Origin of the sequence: Rahnella inusitata (assembly GCF_003263515.1) — a bacterium.
Lineage (GTDB): Bacteria > Pseudomonadota > Gammaproteobacteria > Enterobacterales > Enterobacteriaceae > Rahnella > Rahnella inusitata.
Genome location: NZ_JYDE01000034.1, coordinates 33,407 through 50,491, shown reverse-complemented (window position 1 = coordinate 50,491; position 17,085 = coordinate 33,407). Strand labels below are relative to the sequence as shown.

Below are 17,085 nucleotides of genomic sequence, written 5' to 3'. Positions count from 1 at the left end.
ATTAGTTATAGAGGATAAACCTTCCAGCAAGGGGAAGGTCAAGGAGTCAAAATGAATATCAGTGATGTGGCGAAAAGAACCGGGCTGACCAGCAAGGCGATTCGTTTTTATGAAGAGAAAGGGCTGGTGACTGCGCCGATGCGCAGTGAAAACGGCTATCGCAGTTACGCGCAAAAACACATTGAAGAGCTGACGCTGCTGCGTCAGGCGCGACAGGTCGGGTTTACGCTTGATGAGTGTCAGGAGCTGGTGGCGCTGTTCCATAATCCCGAGCGGCACAGTGCAGATGTGAAAGCACGCACGCTGGAAAAGGCCGCGGAGATAGCGCGGCACATTGAAGAGCTAAAAGTGATGCGCCAGCGTCTGCTGACGCTGGCGCAGTCCTGTCCGGGAGATGACGGCGCAAACTGCCCGATCATCGACAATCTCAGCGGCTGTTGTCACCACCCTCAGGATTCGCGGGAGTGAGGTTCCACCCGCAGCGTCGCGCCTTCCACACCGGTGATAATGACTTCGTCACCGACGTTTAACGGCGAGGTGCAGATAGCGCGCCAGCTGCTGTCGCCGATTTTTACCCGCGTAAAGTGATTCATCAGCGGCTCAATCACGGTGGCGTAAGTGCCCACCAGCTGCTGGCCGCGCTGATTGAGCGACGCGTTGGCGCTGTTTTTATCCACGCGCTGATTCAGCCACTTCCACCACAGCCACGCGGCGATAATGGTGAGTCCGGCAAACGCCGCACCCTGCCATTCCCACGGCAGCGGCAGGATCCAGGTAACTAACCCCACCAGCGCCGCAGCGACACCGCTCCACAACAAATAACCGCTGGCCCCGACGAGCTCAGCTGCCAGTAACAGGCCGCCGAGCGACAGCCAGAACAGATGCGGCGTTGCCATCAGGTTTTGCAGCATTATTTGCCGCCTTTGGTTTCTTTCAGCAATTCAGCGATACCACCAATCGAGCCCATCAGGCTGCTGGCATCCAGCGGCATCATGATCACTTTGCTGTTATTGGCGGAGCCAATTTTGGTCAGTGCATCGGTGTATTTCTGTGCCACGAAGTAGTTGATGGCATGAACACTGCCTGCCGCGATGGCTTCAGACACCATTTTGGTCGCCTGCGCTTCGGCTTCTGCTGCACGTTCACGCGCTTCAGCTTGTAAGAATGCCGACTGACGCTCACCTTCTGCTTTGAGGATCTGCGACTGCTTTTCACCTTCAGCGCGCAGAATAGCCGACTGACGCACGCCTTCCGCTTCAAGAATATCAGCACGCTTGGTACGTTCAGCTTTCATCTGCGCGTTCATTGCTGAGATCAGTTCAGCCGGTGGACGCACGTCACGGATCTCGATACGGGTGATTTTTACACCCCACGGATTAGTGGCTTCATCGACGATATGCAGCAAACGTGCGTTGATATTGTCGCGTTGTGACAGCATCTCATCGAGTTCCATCGAACCCAGAACGGTACGGAAGTTGGTCATGGTCAGGTTGACGATGGCCTGCTCCAGATTGCTGACTTCATATGCGGCGCGTGCCGGGTCGATGACCTGAATAAAGCAGACAGCATCAATGGCAACATTGGCGTTATCGCGGGAAATGATTTCCTGAGAAGGAATATCCAGCACCTGTTCCATCATATTGATTTTTCGACCGATACGGTCAACAAAAGGCACAACCAGGTTCAGCCCCGGCATCAGGGTTTTGGTATAACGGCCGAAGCGCTCGACGGTCCACTGGTAGCCTTGCGGCACTATCTTGATCCCGGCGTAAACCACCAGCAATGCCAGTACGATCAGAATGATGATTGGGATGTGAATGAGGTCAAACATAGTATGAAACTCCTGTAAAACTGTGTCCTGAATATTCCGGCTGGAATATTCCGATAAAACAAGTCCCTGTGCGTTTACCCACGGGTAATACGCGAGGTCAATTGTCGCACACTTACGCGAGTCATCGTATTAATAAAGGATAGTTCAGAGGAGAAAAAGGCAGAGGAAAGGGGACGGAAAACGCACACCGGCAGGGGAAAGCCGGTGTGCGCAGGAAGTATTAATTCGCTATTTTCTGAGGAATCAGTACAGCAGGGAATATAACTGGCGGCGATATTTGGCGGCCAGCGCATCGCCGGTGCCAAGAGCGGCCATAATATCCATCAGCGTTTTACGCGCAGCACCGTTGGCCGCGCCTAAATCTTTCTTCAGGGGCGCCATCAGCAAATCCAGCGCTTCTTCGTTACGCCCGACCTGATGCAGTTGCAGGCTGAGTTTAACCACCAGCTCGGCGTTATCCGGATCGCCTGACAGTTCCATCTGAAGTTGTTGAATCTCTGGGGTATCCGCCGCTTGTTTCAGCAGTTCGATCTGAGCGATGAGTCCCTGATAACGTGAATCTTTATCCTGCAACGGAATGGTCGCCAGCACGGTTTCGGCGTCGTCGATGCGGTTCAGATGAATGTGTGTTTCAGCCAGCAGCAGACCGATATCGCTGCGCTGATTGCTCAGCTGCCACGCGTCTTTCAGTAGCGGCAGCGCGTCCTGTACGTTGCCTTCCTGCAACAGTTCCTGCGCCTGAGCCAGTTTCAGCTCTTCTTCTTTCGGCAGCACTTTTTGCAGCAATTCGCGGATCACTTCTTCCGGCTGCGGCCCCTGGAAACCATCCACCGGCTGCCCGTCTTTAAACAGGTAAACCGCAGGAATGGAACGAAGACCAAACTGCTGGGCGATCATCTGCTGCACATCGCAATCGACCTTCGCCAGAATGAGCTGACCGGCGTATTCGGCGGCCAGTCTGTCGAGAATTGGCCCAAGTTGCAGGCAGTGCTGGCTGCGTTCTGACCAGAAGTAGAACATCACCGGCACAGACATGGATTGCTCCAGCGCCTGTTGCAGGTTGGTTTCGTCGATATCGATAATAGTAGGTTGTGCAAGCATGAATTCGTTCTCTCGCTACCCTTCATACTTCGAGCTGCAAATGGGTTGGCTGCGTTCATTCACCCTGGGTACTTAGTTATCTAAGCTCCCGTGGATTCATGCGCTTGCCGCCTTCCTGCAACTCAAATTATTTTTGGGTGTGTAAATTTAAAGTATTAATAAACAGATGGGGGCGGGCATTAGCGGCTTCAACCCCATCAGACTTTACTTAACTGTTTCCACGTAAAATTTTATCCAGCAAGCGGCCTGGCAAAAGACGTTTCAGCACGGTCAGTGCATGGGCGACCAGCGTGACCGGATAACGCAGGCGTGCGCGCGGATTTTCTAAAGCATGGTGCAGTTTAGGCAAAACTGCTTCCGGCTTGAGCGTAAAACGTTGCGCGATCCCCGGATTTTCCACCGGCTGGTCGGCCTGTGATTGATTCACATTGGCGGTGAAGTTACTGCTCAGTGGACCGGGTTCAATAAGGCTGACCTGAATGCCCGTGCCATGCAACTCCATGCGCAGCGTATCGGACCAGGCTTCCAGCGCGAATTTACTCGCGGCATAAACGCCACGGCGCGGCGTGGTAATCAGCCCCATCACTGAGCTTGTCTGGATGATACGCCCCTCGCCGTGCGGCAACATGGCGGGAAGCAAAAGCTGCGTCAGCTGATGGGTGCCGAACAGGTTGGTGGAAAACTGCTTCTCAAACTGCGCCCGGCTGATACTGTTCAGCGGGCCGTAAACGCCATATCCGGCGTTGTTAAACAGGCCATACAGGCGGTTGCCGGTTAACGCGATGACTTCGGCAGCGGCCTGAGCAACGCTGTGTTCATCATCGAGATCTAACTGTACGGTCTCAAAACCCATCTGCTCCAGTGTGTCAATATCCTGCGCTTTCCGGCATGCGGCCAGAACCCGATAACCACGACTGCGCAAATCCTGCGCCGCCACCAGCCCGATACCGCTCGAACAACCGGTGATTAATACTGCTTTTTGCATAACTTTACCTGTGAGGTGTCCCTATTTTTTATAGCTGTGATTTACTAGGGAGTCGGGTGAAAAAGGTAACGTCTTGGTTTTACTCACGTCCCGGTATTATTTTATTTATCGTATTTTAAACCTAATTGCTCAGCAGCGGGGCGAGTTTCTCAGCCATCCAGTCGGCGATAAACGGCTGAGCGGCCAGCGCAGGATGTAAACCGTCGTCCTGCATCCATTCCGGCTTCGCGGCGACCTGTTCCATAAAGAACGGCACCAGCGGCACATTTTCCTGCTTCGCCAGCGCGGGATAGATGGCGTAGAACGCATCACCGTAGCGGCGGCCATAGTTTGGCGGCAGGCGAATTTGCATCAGCAGCGGTTGGGCATCGGCCTGCTTTATCTGGCTGATAATCTGCGTCAGCGTTTGGGAAATAGTTTGTGGCGGGAATCCCCGCAACCCGTCGTTGGCGCCCAGTTCAATCAGCACCCAGCGCGGGTGATGTTGTTGCAGCAGCGCAGACAGTCGCGCCAGCCCTTGTTCGGCGGTATCGCCGCTGATGCTGGCGTTAATAATGGTGGGTTTATTCCCCTCTTTTTGCCATTTGTTATTCAGCAGTGACGGCCAGGATTCGGCTACCGGAAGGCGATAGACAGCACTTAAACTGTCGCCAATAATCAGCAAGTTATCAGCAGCAACGGCGCGAAAACTCAATAATCCTAACAACATAAGGAAGGGGAGATGCCAGCGGAAAACGTTCTTGAAGTTCATCATCTTAATAAGCACGTCGGTCAGGGTGAAGGACAGCTAACCATCCTGTCCGGTGTGGAGCTGGTTGTCAAACCGGCGCAGACAATTGCGCTGATCGGCGAGTCCGGTTCCGGCAAATCCACGTTACTGGGAATTCTCGCCGGGCTGGACGACGGCACCAGCGGCGACGTGGTGCTGCTCGGCAAATCTCTCCGTTCGCTTAACGAAGAAGGCCGCGCCGCGCTACGGGCGAAAAATGTCGGCTTTGTGTTTCAGTCCTTCATGCTGGTGCCGACGCTGAACGCGCTGGAAAACGTACAGCTTCCGGCGTTGCTGCGCGGTGAAAGTGACAGCAACAGCCGTCAGCAGGCGGTGCAGTTGCTGGAAAGTCTCGGGCTGGGCGGGCGTTTGCATCATCTTCCGGCACAACTTTCCGGCGGCGAGCAGCAGCGTGTCGCGCTGGCGCGGGCGTTTATCGGCAAGCCGAAATTACTGTTCGCCGATGAACCAACCGGCAATCTGGATCGCGCCACCGGTGAGCGTATCGTCGATCTCTTGTTCTCGCTGAACCGCGATGCGGCCACCACGTTGATTCTGGTCACTCATGACGAGCAACTGGCCGCGCGCTGCCAGCGGCGTCTGCGTCTGCGTGACGGTAAGTTGTGGGAGGAAGCATGATCTGGCGATGGTTCTGGCGTGAATGGCGTTCGCCTTCGTTGCTGATCGTCTGGCTGGCACTGACGCTGGCGGTGGCCTGCGTGCTGGCGCTCGGCAGTATCAGTGACCGTATGGATAAAGGGCTGAGCCAGCAAAGCCGCGAGTTTATCGTCGGTGACCGCGTTTTGCGATCGGCCCATCCCATCACCGAAGCCTGGTTGCAGGACGCGGAAAAGCAGGGGCTGAAGGTCAGCCGCCAGCTCTCTTTCATGACCATGACCTTCGCTGAGAACACACCGCAACTGGCGTCGGTGAAAGCCACCGATCTGGCCTACCCCTTGTACGGCGCATTACAGACTGAACCGGCGGGGCTGAAACCGGAACCGGGCACCGTGCTGGTTGCCCCGCGTCTGCTGGCATTGCTGAACGTGAAAGTGGGCGACAATCTGGACGTCGGCGATTCCACACTGAAAATTGCCGGAGTGATTGTGCAGGAACCGGACTCGGGCTTTAATCCGTTCCAGACGGCTCCGCGCGTCATCATGAATCTGGAAGATGTGCCAAAAACCGGCGCAGTCCAGCCGGGCAGCCGGCTGACCTATCGCTATATGTTTGCCGGAACGCCTGAGGCAATTCAGAGCTACGGCGACGCCATTAAAGGATTGCTGAAACCCGACCAGCGCTGGACCGGCATGGAAGATTCTGACGGCGCGCTGGGCAAATCTCTGCAACGTTCCCAGCAGTTCCTCACGCTCTCGGCATTGCTGACGCTAATGTTGTCGATTGCCGCGATTGCCGTATCGATGGGGCATTATTGCCGCAGCCGTTACGATCTGGTGGCGGTGCTCAAAACGCTCGGCGCGGGGAAGAAGGCGCTGCGCCGACTGATTATCGGCCAGTGGATAGCCGTGATGGTGTTGGCAGGCATTTGCGGCAGTCTGGTCGGGCTGGCGTTTGAAGCAGGGCTGATGAAGGTACTGGCACCGGTTCTGCCCGCGGCGCTTCCGCCCGCTGGCGTCTGGCCGTGGGTGTGGTCGATGGGCGCGATGGTGGTGATCTCGTTTCTGATCGGCATCCGGCCATACCGCCAGCTGCTGGCGACTCAGCCGCTGCGCGTGTTGCGTAACGACGTGGTCGCCAACGTCTGGCCGCTGCGCTATTTCCTGCCGGTGATGGTGCTGGTGGTCGTCGGTCTGCTGGCGGCGCTGATGGGCGGAAGTTCGCTGCTCTGGTCACTGCTGGCGGGCGTGCTGGTGCTGTCATTGTTGCTGGGGATTATCGGCTGGGGCGCGCTGTTATTACTGCGCCGCCTGACGTTCCGCCAGCTACCGCTGCGTCTGGCTGTGAATCGTCTGCTGCGCCAGCCGTGGGTGACGCTGAGCCAGCTGGCGGCGTTCTCGATGTCATTTATGTTGCTGGCCTTGCTGCTGGTGATGCGCGGAGACTTGCTGGACCGCTGGGAGCAACAGCTGCCGCCTGACAGTCCGAATTATTTCCTGCTCAACATCACCAAAGAGCAAATCCCGCAGGTGACGGATTTCCTGCATCAGCATAAAGCCGAGCCGGAAACCTTCTATCCGATCGTGCGTGTGCGTCTGACCAAAATTAACGACCAGATTGCCACTGACATCATCAAACCTGATGATGCGGCCGGTGAGGCGGTCAACCGTGAGTTGAACCTGACGTGGATGCAGGGCCTGCCGGATCACAATCCGCTGGTCGCAGGCAACGGGCCACCGAAAGCCGGTGAAGTGTCGATCGACGAAGGGCTGGCGGGGCGTCTGGGCGTGAAGCTCGGCGATACCGTGACCTTCAACGGTGATACACAGGATTTCAGCGCCAAAATTACCAGTCTGCGCAAAGTCGACTGGGACAGTCTGAAACCGAACTTCTACTTCATCTTCCCGCCGGGCGCGCTCGACGGCCAGCCGCAAAGCTGGCTAACCAGCTTCCGCTATCACGGCGATGACAGCACGATCACGCAGTTCAACCGCCAGTTCCCGACGGTCAGCATGATGGATATCGGCTCGATTTTGCGTCAGGTTGGACAGGTTTTGCAGCAGGTGAGCAGGGCGCTGGAAGTGATGGTGATTCTGGTGATGTTGTGTGGCGGCCTGCTGTTGCTGGCACAAATTCAGATTGGGATGCGCCAGCGCCGTCAGGAGCTGATCGTTTATCGCACGCTCGGCGCCAGCAAAAAGATGCTGCATCGCACGCTGTGGTGTGAGTTCGCGGTACTTGGGCTGGTCGCCGGTATCGCGGCAGCCATCGGGGCGGAGGCGGCATTATGGCTGTTACAGCGCAAAGTGTTCGATTTCCCCTGGGAGCCGAATTACCTGATGTGGATTGCTGTGCCGGCAGTCAGCGCGCTGCTGCTCTCGGTCTGTGGCGGCTGGCTGGGTGTGCGGTTGCTGCGGGGAAGGGCGTTGTTCAGGCAATACGATTCGTAGTTTTTAAGCACCCTCCCCTTCGCAGGGCAGGGTGCTGGAACGTCAAAGCTTCTCAATCGCCCATTCGATACCGCTGGCATACTCTTGCGGCAGCATCGGGATCAGTGCGGTCAGATTATCTTTCAGCAGGCTGGCACTGGCGTCGTTGAGATTTAGGTGTCCGACTTTACGTCCGGGGCGTACTTCTTTCTCGTACCAGTGCAGGTTCACTAGTGGCAGGCTGAGCCACTGCGTAGCGACATCCGTACCAATCAGATTGACCATCACCGACGGCGTACTGACGACAGGTTTCGGCAGCGGCAGGCCGAGGATCGCCCGCAGGTGCATTTCAAACTGGTTGTAAGATGCGCCGTTTTGCGTCCAGTGCCCGCTGTTGTGTACGCGTGGGGCCAGTTCGTTGATCAACAAACCTTCGCTGACCACAAAACACTCCATCGCCATCACGCCGACATAATTGAGTTCATTAAGGATTGCCGACAGCATACTTTCCGCCAGCTGTTGCAGGGCGGCGTCGGGCTCCGGCAGCGCCACGCTGGTGCGCAGAATACCGTCCTGATGCAAATTGTGGGTGAGCGGATAAAAGACCGTTTTACCGTCGTGACCGCGCGCCCCGACCAGCGACACTTCGCCGGAAAAATTGATGCCCTGCTCGACGATGCATTCGCCGTAGCAGTCTTTCGGCAATGTCGTTTCTTCGCCTGCACGCAGACGCCATTGGCCGCGACCGTCATAACCGCCGACGCGACGTTTTACAATCGCCAGTTCACCGAGCTGTGAGAAAATCTGCGGCCATTCGGCTTCATCGGCCAGTAACTGCCAGGGGGCGGTGGCCAGCCCGAGCTGGTCCAGCAGCTGCTTTTGCGTCAGACGATCGGCCAGACGTGGGAAAATATCGCGGTTGACGAACGCCGTGTGCGTCGCGAGTTCGCGGGTCAGCGCGGTTTCAGGCCAGCGTTCAATTTCAGCGGTGATCACGCTTTGCTGATAAGGCACGGCTTCCGGCTCGGCATCCAGACCTACCGGATAGACGGCGATCCCCAGCGGTTCGCCCGCCTGACGCAGCATTCTGCCTAACTGACCGTTTCCGAGAACGCAGACCGGTTTCATGCTTCCTCCCGCGGGTCGGGGTTATTCAGGACTTCATCGGTTTGCGCCTGACGCCATGCGGCCAGATTTTTGCTGATTTGCGTATCGTGCAGCGCCAGAATTTGTGCGGCCAGCAGGGCGGCGTTTGCGGCGCCCGCTTTGCCGATTGCCAGCGTACCCACCGGAATACCGCGAGGCATTTGTACGATGGAATACAGGCTGTCGATGCCGCTCAGCGCAGCACTTTGCACCGGTACGCCCAGCACCGGCACCAGCGTTTTCGCGGCCAGCATGCCCGGCAGATGCGCCGCGCCGCCTGCGCCTGCGATGATTACATCAAACCCGTTGGCCGAAGCTTGTTCTGCAAAGGTGAACAATTTGTCCGGGGTGCGGTGAGCGGAGACGATATCGACATGGAAAGGAATATTCAGCGTTGTGAGCACTTCGGCGGCGAACTGCATGGTCGCCCAGTCACTTTTAGACCCCATAACGATGGCGATTTTTGCCGGGGTAACGTTGGATGACATGTCTGTATAGCTCCTGTGATTATGCAAGCATCGCCAGAGGACAGGTTCTGGCGGAGAGGGCGCAAATGATATCACGCTCATGAAGCAAGGAAAACGGTTGCGTCGCCGCAGAACCGTGCTTTTTTGCTGAGAAGTTGTCGGCAGATTTGTATAATCCCAGCCACACTATTTTTAGCTTACCCGACGGGAAACTGATTTATGACGCAGGCTTTACTGGCACCGATTTATGATTTTCTGCACTGTGAAACACCGGCTTTGTGGGTGGATGTTGCGCTGGAAAATCAGGCGGTGATGCTGATTGACCACGCCAACTGTGAAAAGAAGGCGGCGGCCACGGCGATGAGCCTGATGACCAAATATCTCGATCGTACCGAATTATTATTTTGCGCAGCGCGGCTGGCGCGTGAAGAGTTGCACCATTTCGAACAGGTGGTGGAAATCATGCAAAAGCGGAATGTCACCTACACCCAGCTTTCGCCGTCGCGCTACGCCAGCGGAATGATCAAACACACCCGGCATCACGACGATTTGAACATTCTGGTGGACCGGCTGATTATCGGCGCCTACATCGAGGCGCGTTCCTGCGAGCGTTTCGCTAAAATCGCACCACATCTGGATGAAACGTTGTCGCGTTTTTATACGTCGCTTTTGCGCTCGGAATCACGGCACTTCGCCGATTATCTGGCGCTTGCGGAGCAGTATGCCGGTACGGATATCAGCGAACGGGTGGAGTTTTTCGGGAGGATTGAAGCGGAATTAATTTTGTCGCCTGATGAGCAGTTCCGCTTTCACAGCGGAACACCCGTGTGCAGTCTTAAAACGGGAAGCTGATCAGCTCCACGTTTTCGGCAGTCACTTTGACCATCGATCCCTCTTCGTGCCATGCGCCTAACACGACGCGGTGGCCGGTTTTCTCACCGAGCGGCACGTCGTGGACAGCGGGACGATGAGTGTGGCCGTGAATCATCCATTCAACGCCTGCCGCCTGCATTTCGCTGACCACTGCCTGAGGATTCACATCCATAATCGCCAGCGATTTTCCCTGATTCGAGGCTTTGCTGTTGGCGCGCATTTTGGCGGCAATGCCAAGACGCCATTTCAGCGGCAACATCAGGAACAGCTTTTGGATCAGCGGATTATGCACTTTCTTGCGGAAGTTCTGATAGGAGATATCATCGGTACACAGTGTGTCACCGTGCAGGATCAGCACGCGGCGACCATAAAGTTCGAGGACTTTCTTTTCCGGCAGCAGCGTCATCAGGCTGTCGCGCGCGAAACGTCTGCCGAGCAGAAAATCGCGGTTGCCGTGGATGAAGAAACAGGGCACGCCTTGCTGATGAAGTTGGTTTAACGCCGCAGCGATTTGCGCGTGTAACGGCTCAGGATCATCGTCACCAATCCAGGCTTCGAATAAATCCCCGAGAATGTACAGCGCGTCGGCCTGCGGCGCATCTTCGCGCAGAAAACGCAGAAAACCGGCAGTAATTGCCGGTTCCTGTGCGCAAAGATGAATATCTGCGATAAAAAACGTGGTCATCCCGACGTTAATTATTCGCTGACTGTGACGCTTTTGATCACAACATCTTCTTTTGGAACGTCCTGATGCATGCCGCTGCGACCGGTTTTGACCGCTCTGATCGCATCAACCACGTCCTGACCTTCAACCACTTCTGCGAATACGCAGTAGCCCCAACCTTGCGCGTTTTTGCCGCTATGGTTCAGGAAGTCGTTGTCAGTCACGTTGATGAAGAACTGTGCAGTGGCAGAGTGCGGATCGTTGGTACGTGCCATCGCCAGCGTGCCTTTGGTGTTTTTAAGGCCGTTGTCTGCTTCGTTTTTAATCTGAGCATCAGTATTTTTCTGGTTCATGCCTGGCTCAAAACCGCCGCCCTGAATCATGAAACCGTCGATAACACGGTGGAAAATCGTGTTGTCATAGAAGCCTTTACGGCAATAGTTCAGGAAGTTTTCAACCGTTACGGGCGCTTTGTCAGCAAAAGTTTTTACTACGATGTCGCCGTGGTTGGTGTGGAAAGTGACCATATTAATCATCCTGCTTATGTTGATGTGTGCTCTTAGTAAGAGTCGCTACTATAGCCTTTTCTTATACCATAACTCAAAAGTTGCCGTCAGCAGACGGTTTGTGATGACTAAAGCCCGTCCGGCGGCCTTATGCCGTTTCGGTGAAGGCGTTTTCGTTATATTATGAGCCGGAGTGTCGCGTAAGCGCACAACCATCATTTTCTACGCCCAACACACGGAATAGCCTGATGCTGAAGATTTTTAATACCCTGAGTCGCCAAAAAGAGGAATTCAAGCCAATTCATGCCGGTAAAGTCGGGATGTACGTGTGTGGGATCACTGTTTACGACCTGTGTCACATCGGCCACGGTCGCACCTTTGTGTCTTTCGACGTGGTATCGCGCTACCTGCGTTACCTCGGCTACGACCTGAAATATGTGCGTAATATTACCGATATCGACGATAAGATCATCAAACGTGCGGCTGAGAAGGGCGAACATTTCTCGGCCTTAACTGATCGTATGATCGCCGAAATGCACAATGATTTCGCTGCACTTAACATTCTGCCGCCGGATTCTGAACCGCGTGCCACACAGCACATTGATGAAATCATCGAAATCGTGCAAAAGCTTATCGATCGTGACCACGCTTACGTGGCGTCGAACGGCGACGTAATGTTTTGGGTCGAAAGCGATCCGGACTACGGTTTGCTGTCCCGTCAGGATCTGGATCAGCTGCAGGCCGGCGCGCGCGTGGAAGTCGAAGCGAATGTGAAACGTAATCCGATGGACTTCGTGTTGTGGAAAATGTCCAAACCGGGTGAACCGAGCTGGACGTCGCCGTGGGGCGAAGGCCGTCCGGGCTGGCACATCGAATGTTCGGCGATGAACTGCAAACAGCTGGGCGATCATTTTGATATCCACGGCGGCGGTTCTGACCTGATGTTCCCGCACCATGAGAACGAAATCGCTCAGTCAAGCTGCGCACACGACGGCCCGTATGTGAATACGTGGATGCACTCCGGCATGGTGATGATCGACCGCGAGAAGATGTCTAAATCGTTGGATAACTTCTTCACCGTGCGCGACGTGCTGAAATATTACGATGCTGAAAGCGTGCGTTACTTCCTGATGTCCGGCCATTACCGCAGCCAGCTGAACTACAGCGAAGAGAACCTGAAACTGGCGCGTACCTCGATGGAGCGTCTGTACACCGCACTGCGAGGCACCGACGCCACTGCGACACCGGCCGGTGGTGAGGCGTTTGTCGCCCGCTTCCGTGCGGCGATGGACGACGATTTCAACACGCCGGAAGCCTATTCGGTGTTGTTCGATATGGCGCGTGATATCAACCGCCTGAAAACCGAAGATATGGCGGCGGCCAATGGCATGGCGGCAGAACTGCGTCAGCTGGCTGGCGTGCTCGGCTTGCTGGAGCAGGATCCTGAGCAGTTCCTCAAATCCGGTGCGCAGGCGGATAACGACGACGAAGTGGCTGAAATCGAAGCGTTGATCAAACAGCGTAACGATGCCCGCGCCAGCAAGGATTGGGGCATGGCGGATAAAGCGCGTGACCGTCTGAATGAAATGGGTATCGTTCTGGAAGATGGCGCGGCAGGCACCACCTGGCGCAGAAAGTAGTCCTTCCCCTGTTTTTTCAGCTACGCTCAATGGCTCCCGTTTGGGGGCCATTTTTATAAGGATCGTCCTGTGACTACAATGCTTCTGACCTATCAACCACCGTACGACTGGCAGTGGATGACGGCCTTTCTTGGCGCGCGCGCTTTGCAGGGCGTCGAGCAGCAGGACGGCGAATTCTACCAGCGCACGCTGGCGGTGAAGCACAGCGGCGAACGGCTGACCGGCTGGATCAGGCTGCGGCCTTTAGCCGGGCAGCACAGCGTCGAGCTGCAGGTTTCGCCGTCGCTGGAACCCGTTGCGGACAACGTTGCGCAGCAGGTGCGACGGTTGCTGGATTTGGATGCAGAGCCGCAGCAAATCGCCGCCGGGCTAGGTTCACTGGCGGAAAATGCCATCGGGCTGAGATTGCCAGGCTGTGTGAACCGTTTTGAGCTGGTGGTCAGGGCGATCCTCGGGCAACTGGTTAGCGTGAAAATGGCAGCGACGCTGGCCACGCGGCTGACGCAGAGATGGGGCGAGCCGGTGAGTACGCCGTTTGCGGCACTGACGCATCTCTTCCCATCACCGGCGACTGTCGGGCAACTGACGGTGGATGATTTGCGCGGGATTGGCGTGCAGGCGAAACGCGCGGCCTGTCTGATCGGGCTGGCGCAGGCGGTGGAAGAAGGGCGGTTACCGCTCGATGAAATGACCGATGCGCAGGACAGTATCAAAATGCTGCTGGCTATGCCCGGCATTGGCAGTTGGACCGCCAGTTATGTGGCGATGCGCGCCTGGTCAGCGCCGGATGTTTTCCTTGGTGGGGATTATCTGATCAAACAGCGTTTTCCGGGCATGACGCCGGGAAAAATCGCCCGCTATGCCGAAATCTGGCAACCGTGGCGCACCTACGCCACGCTGCATTTATGGTTCAACAATGACTGGCAGCCAGACACGCCTTAGTGAATACCGAAATAGCCGGTGTTGAGCAGTTTTTCCAGCGAAGTTTCCGGGGCGATGGTATCGCCGCCAACCAGATCGATGCCTATCCCGGTCAATTTCTCCAGTGTCTCGGTGATATCGGCCGGTCCCGCCAGCGTCTGAGCATTCAGCCGGTGGGTGTTGCCGTGCAAAATGGTCACCAGCACTTCATGCATCTGGTTGTAATGGATTTGTGCCATAAAACTCGGGTCGATCTGTACGTAATCCACCGTATCAGCCGGCAGCTGGTTAAATTCCACCATGTTCTTGCCAATGTTCTGCACCACAATTTTGCAGCCGCGACGACGTATTTCAGCAATAAACACCCGTAAATCCGGGTGTTTTAACAGGACCGCGTCGTCAATCATCAGGTTGATGGATGACGTCGGCAACGGCGTTTCATCGAGCATCCCCAGCAAATCAGCGCGCAAGGTTGGCTGCAATAAGCCTTCCGTCGACACAGGGATCGCCACGCAAATGCCTTTATTGGCAATGCCCTGCCCGTAATCGGTCAGCACACGGCGTAACAGCCAGTGGTCCACTTGCGGCATCATGTCGTAGAAATGGGCGGCCTGCAGGAACAGTTCGGCGGTTTGCGCCATCTGGTTGGGGATCGCCAGCTGTAAAGACATCTGATAGAAGCACACCGACAGCGGTGTTTTAGGCGGCGACGCCGCGCGGCAATGCAGGGTTATCTGATTCTCACTCAAAATACGGGTGATGTCCTCGGGGCGGAACAGCGCCGTGTGCGAGGAAAGTTGCAGTTTTTGCCGCGACTCATAGGTGAAGACCCGTCCGCGGCCGTTGTGTTTGGCGGTGTAACAGGCGACATCGGCCTGTGCCATGTACTCGCTGCCGCTGATATTGGCATTGTTAATTAACGTCAGCCCGGCGCTGGCGCCGATGCGGTAAATTTGGTCTTCCCAGACAAACTGGAACGCGTTGATCTTATTCACCAGCTGCTGAAGGGAGTTCAGCCCCTGATCCAGCGGACAATCCAACAGGATCAGCGCAAATTCATCGCCGCCCAGCCGCGCCAGACGATCGCTGTTGCGAATGTGATCCTGCATCAGCGTACTGATTTGACGCAGTAATGCGTCGCCAGCCGCGTGCCCCGCAGTATCGTTTATTGCCTTGAAACGGTCGAGATCGATAAACGCCAGACTGTGCGCCTGATGCTGTACTGCCGTCAGGCTGAGTGCTTTTTTCAGGCTTTTTTCGAAACTGCCGCGGTTGGCTAAACCAGTGAGTAAATCATGCGAGGCGCTGTAGCTGAGTTTGCGCATCAGCTCACGGGATTTACTGACGTCCTGCAAGACCAGCACGATGCCGATCGGCTCATCTTTCAGCGTACGCAACGGTGAAACCGCCAGCTGGACGTCAAACAGGCCTGTGCTGTGGCCGTGTAAAACTAACGATTGTTCAACGGACGAGTGCAGATTTTCTCTGATATCGAACTGTTGCAAATTGTCGAGCAACGGCCCGTCTGGCCCTTTAGTGATATGCACAATCCGGCCAACCGGCTGCCCCTGCGCCTGCGCCTCTTTCCAGCCGGTCATCTTCTCAGCCACCGGATTCATAAAGGTGATATTCAGATCGCGGTCAGTCGAAATCACGGCTTCGTTGATAGAGTTCAGCGTGATGTGCAGCAGCTCTTTCTCTTCATGCAATGCTTCGGACAGCCGCTTATTGGTGATTTCGGTGTGTTTCAGCTCGGTGATATCTTCAATCTGAGAGATGAAATAGAGCGGATTTTGGTTCTCATCTCGCACCAGTGAAACCGCCAGCAGCACCCAAACCATTTCGCCGCTGCGGCACAGGTAGCGCTTCTCCATGTTATAGCTCTGAATATCATCGTCTAACAGCTGCTGGAGCAAGGCGAGATCTTTACCTAAATCTTCAGGATGGGTGATGTCCTGAAACGACAGCGTTTTCAGGTATTCCGCGTCATAGCCCAGGAGCTTGCACAGTGATTTGTTCGCCTGCAGCCATTTGCCCTGCGGCGAGACCAACGCCATGCCAATCGCCGAATACTCCATCGCGTTACGAAAACGGTTTTCGCTCTGGGTGATGTGAGATTTCTCGGTGCGCAGGGCGTGCATCGCCATTGCCATCGCATTCGCGGGCAGCAGAATCAGTAACAGCGGCAGGAAGATCAGCCCTTGTGGGATCTGAATAGCATGAGGCTGGACGGTAATAATGCCGCTGGTTTGCAGCAGGGCAATCATCAGCGTCATCGACAGGAAAATGATAAATGCCTCGATGCGCGGCAAACGAATGGCAGCCCAAAGCAAAGGAATGGTGATAAACGCGAAGGTGTAAGGCAGCCATTTGAGCGCCATAAAACCGAGCGTCAGCGTCACAATCAGCGTGACCAGCAATTCAATCAGGCGGCGGGAAGTCAGAATTTGCGTGAGATAACCCCGCTGGTAGATAAGCCCCAGCGGGGTCAGCGCGAGGATTGCCACCGCTTCGGACATAAACCAGGTGGCAAAACGCTCCTGTAATTGCGCCGAGGTATGGATGTGCAGAATGAACATCATCATGATCACTGAGCTGACCAGCGGACAGAAAATCACCGCAATGACCAAAAACTTCACCCAGTGACTCAGGCCGGAAAGGGGATCTTGTTGCGGCAACGCCCGACGCAGCAGCAGGGCGCACAGCGTCGCCTCAATCAGATTGTTGAGGGTGTAGGGCAGATAACCGAGGATGTGCGATCCCATCAGGGAATGCGCGGCAGCAATACCTAACGCCGCGGCGCAAAGCAGCGGGATCCAGTCCAGATAGCGGTGATGGAACAGCACGGGTATCAGAAACGCCGTGGGTAACCATAATCCTGCCAGACTGGCGGTTTTTTGGACAATATTCAGACACGCCAGAGCCAGCAGACAAATGGCAATGCCAGTCAGGAGAGGCACTTTCCAGTTGACCTTTTCCACAAGGAAAGCGGTCGGTTTACTTTTTTCCACGGTGAAAACCTTTTTCTGACTGGCAATGAGCAGCAGGCAGTAACATTGACGCTTGTTTTTGCTGTTATTTATCACCGGCTCACTGGAGATAAGGCCTGTTCAGCCGATTCACGTTGTGTCGGTG

16 protein-coding genes are annotated in these 17,085 nt (G+C 55.6%); 6 read left to right on the top strand and 10 right to left on the bottom strand.

All coding sequences use genetic code 11. From position 1 onward, the window contains the following. The first annotated feature begins 51 nt into the window (after nt 1–51). On the top strand, nt 52–468 hold the full coding sequence (gene cueR / locus TU92_RS18535) for a Cu(I)-responsive transcriptional regulator (protein ID WP_112168651.1): 417 nt from the start codon (nt 52–54) through the stop codon (nt 466–468). Here the strand turns inward: cueR and TU92_RS18530 are convergent. The 5 genes from TU92_RS18530 to tesA all read right to left on the bottom strand — a co-directional run bounded on the left by TU92_RS18530 (nt 450) and on the right by tesA (nt 4,668). Then, complete coding sequence (locus TU92_RS18530) at nt 450–911, bottom strand: NfeD family protein (protein ID WP_112168650.1); 462 nt, start codon at nt 909–911, stop codon at nt 450–452. The two genes, cueR and TU92_RS18530, sit on opposite strands and share 19 nt — an antisense overlap. Continuing rightward, entirely contained in the window at nt 911–1,831 is a 921-nt protein-coding gene (locus tag TU92_RS18525) for an SPFH domain-containing protein (RefSeq protein ID WP_112168649.1), read from the bottom strand. The genes TU92_RS18530 and TU92_RS18525 overlap by 1 nt, the downstream gene beginning before the upstream one ends. A gap of 243 nt (nt 1,832–2,074) precedes the next feature. Further along, nucleotides 2,075–2,932 (bottom strand): co-chaperone YbbN, encoded by an 858-nt coding sequence (locus tag TU92_RS18520; RefSeq protein ID WP_112168648.1) that lies wholly within the window; start codon nt 2,930–2,932, stop codon nt 2,075–2,077. A 208-nt stretch (nt 2,933–3,140) separates the two neighbouring features. After that, nucleotides 3,141–3,917 carry an SDR family oxidoreductase gene (locus TU92_RS18510; protein WP_112168647.1) on the bottom strand — a complete coding sequence of 259 codons (777 nt, stop codon included), beginning with the start codon at nt 3,915–3,917 and terminating at the stop codon, nt 3,141–3,143. A gap of 121 nt (nt 3,918–4,038) precedes the next feature. Next, nucleotides 4,039–4,668, bottom strand: a complete 630-nt coding sequence (tesA, locus tag TU92_RS18505; protein ID WP_112168686.1) for a multifunctional acyl-CoA thioesterase I/protease I/lysophospholipase L1 — start codon at nt 4,666–4,668, stop codon at nt 4,039–4,041. On the opposite strand from tesA, the gene ybbA reads away from it, so the two are divergent. Then, the gene (ybbA, locus tag TU92_RS18500; protein WP_112168646.1) at nt 4,639–5,325 is read left to right on the top strand and encodes a putative ABC transporter ATP-binding protein YbbA; all 687 of its coding nucleotides are present in this window, start codon (nt 4,639–4,641) and stop codon (nt 5,323–5,325) included. The two genes, tesA and ybbA, sit on opposite strands and share 30 nt — an antisense overlap. Further along, a complete protein-coding gene (ybbP, locus tag TU92_RS18495; protein WP_112168645.1) occupies nt 5,322–7,754 on the top strand; it encodes a putative ABC transporter permease subunit YbbP in 2,433 nt (810 codons plus the stop codon). The genes ybbA and ybbP overlap by 4 nt, the downstream gene beginning before the upstream one ends. A 42-nt stretch (nt 7,755–7,796) precedes the next feature. Here ybbP and purK read toward each other — a convergent pair whose 3' ends face one another. Together purK and purE are read right to left on the bottom strand one after the other, a co-directional pair. Further along, nucleotides 7,797–8,861 carry a 5-(carboxyamino)imidazole ribonucleotide synthase gene (gene purK / locus TU92_RS18490; RefSeq protein ID WP_112168644.1) on the bottom strand — a complete coding sequence of 355 codons (1,065 nt, stop codon included), beginning with the start codon at nt 8,859–8,861 and terminating at the stop codon, nt 7,797–7,799. Beyond that, entirely contained in the window at nt 8,858–9,367 is a 510-nt protein-coding gene (gene purE / locus TU92_RS18485; RefSeq protein WP_112168643.1) for a 5-(carboxyamino)imidazole ribonucleotide mutase, read from the bottom strand. The genes purK and purE overlap by 4 nt, the downstream gene beginning before the upstream one ends. 198 nt (nt 9,368–9,565) lie before the next feature. On the opposite strand from purE, the gene TU92_RS18480 reads away from it, so the two are divergent. Next, nucleotides 9,566–10,198 carry a MiaE family protein gene (locus tag TU92_RS18480; RefSeq protein WP_112168642.1) on the top strand — a complete coding sequence of 211 codons (633 nt, stop codon included), beginning with the start codon at nt 9,566–9,568 and terminating at the stop codon, nt 10,196–10,198. Here the strand turns inward: TU92_RS18480 and lpxH are convergent. After that, entirely contained in the window at nt 10,182–10,904 is a 723-nt protein-coding gene (lpxH, locus tag TU92_RS18475; RefSeq protein WP_112168641.1) for a UDP-2,3-diacylglucosamine diphosphatase, read from the bottom strand. The genes TU92_RS18480 and lpxH overlap by 17 nt on opposite strands. A gap of 11 nt (nt 10,905–10,915) precedes the next feature. Beyond that, a complete protein-coding gene (ppiB, locus tag TU92_RS18470) occupies nt 10,916–11,410 on the bottom strand; it encodes a peptidylprolyl isomerase B (RefSeq protein ID WP_056771274.1) in 495 nt (164 codons plus the stop codon). 227 nt (nt 11,411–11,637) lie between these two features. Between ppiB and cysS the strand changes: the two genes are divergently transcribed. Together cysS and alkA are read left to right on the top strand one after the other, a co-directional pair. Next, nucleotides 11,638–13,029, top strand: coding sequence for a cysteine--tRNA ligase (gene cysS / locus TU92_RS18465; protein ID WP_112168640.1), 1,392 nt, complete (start codon nt 11,638–11,640; stop codon nt 13,027–13,029). Between the two features lie 78 nt (nt 13,030–13,107). After that, nucleotides 13,108–13,971: a DNA-3-methyladenine glycosylase 2 gene (alkA, locus tag TU92_RS18460; RefSeq protein WP_244207769.1), complete on the top strand. Its 864-nt coding sequence runs from the start codon at nt 13,108–13,110 to the stop codon at nt 13,969–13,971. On the opposite strand, the gene TU92_RS18450 is transcribed toward alkA, so the two are convergent. After that, nucleotides 13,968–16,961 carry a PAS domain S-box protein gene (locus tag TU92_RS18450; RefSeq protein ID WP_244207763.1) on the bottom strand — a complete coding sequence of 998 codons (2,994 nt, stop codon included), beginning with the start codon at nt 16,959–16,961 and terminating at the stop codon, nt 13,968–13,970. The genes alkA and TU92_RS18450 overlap by 4 nt on opposite strands. Nucleotides 16,962–17,085 lie beyond the last annotated feature (124 nt).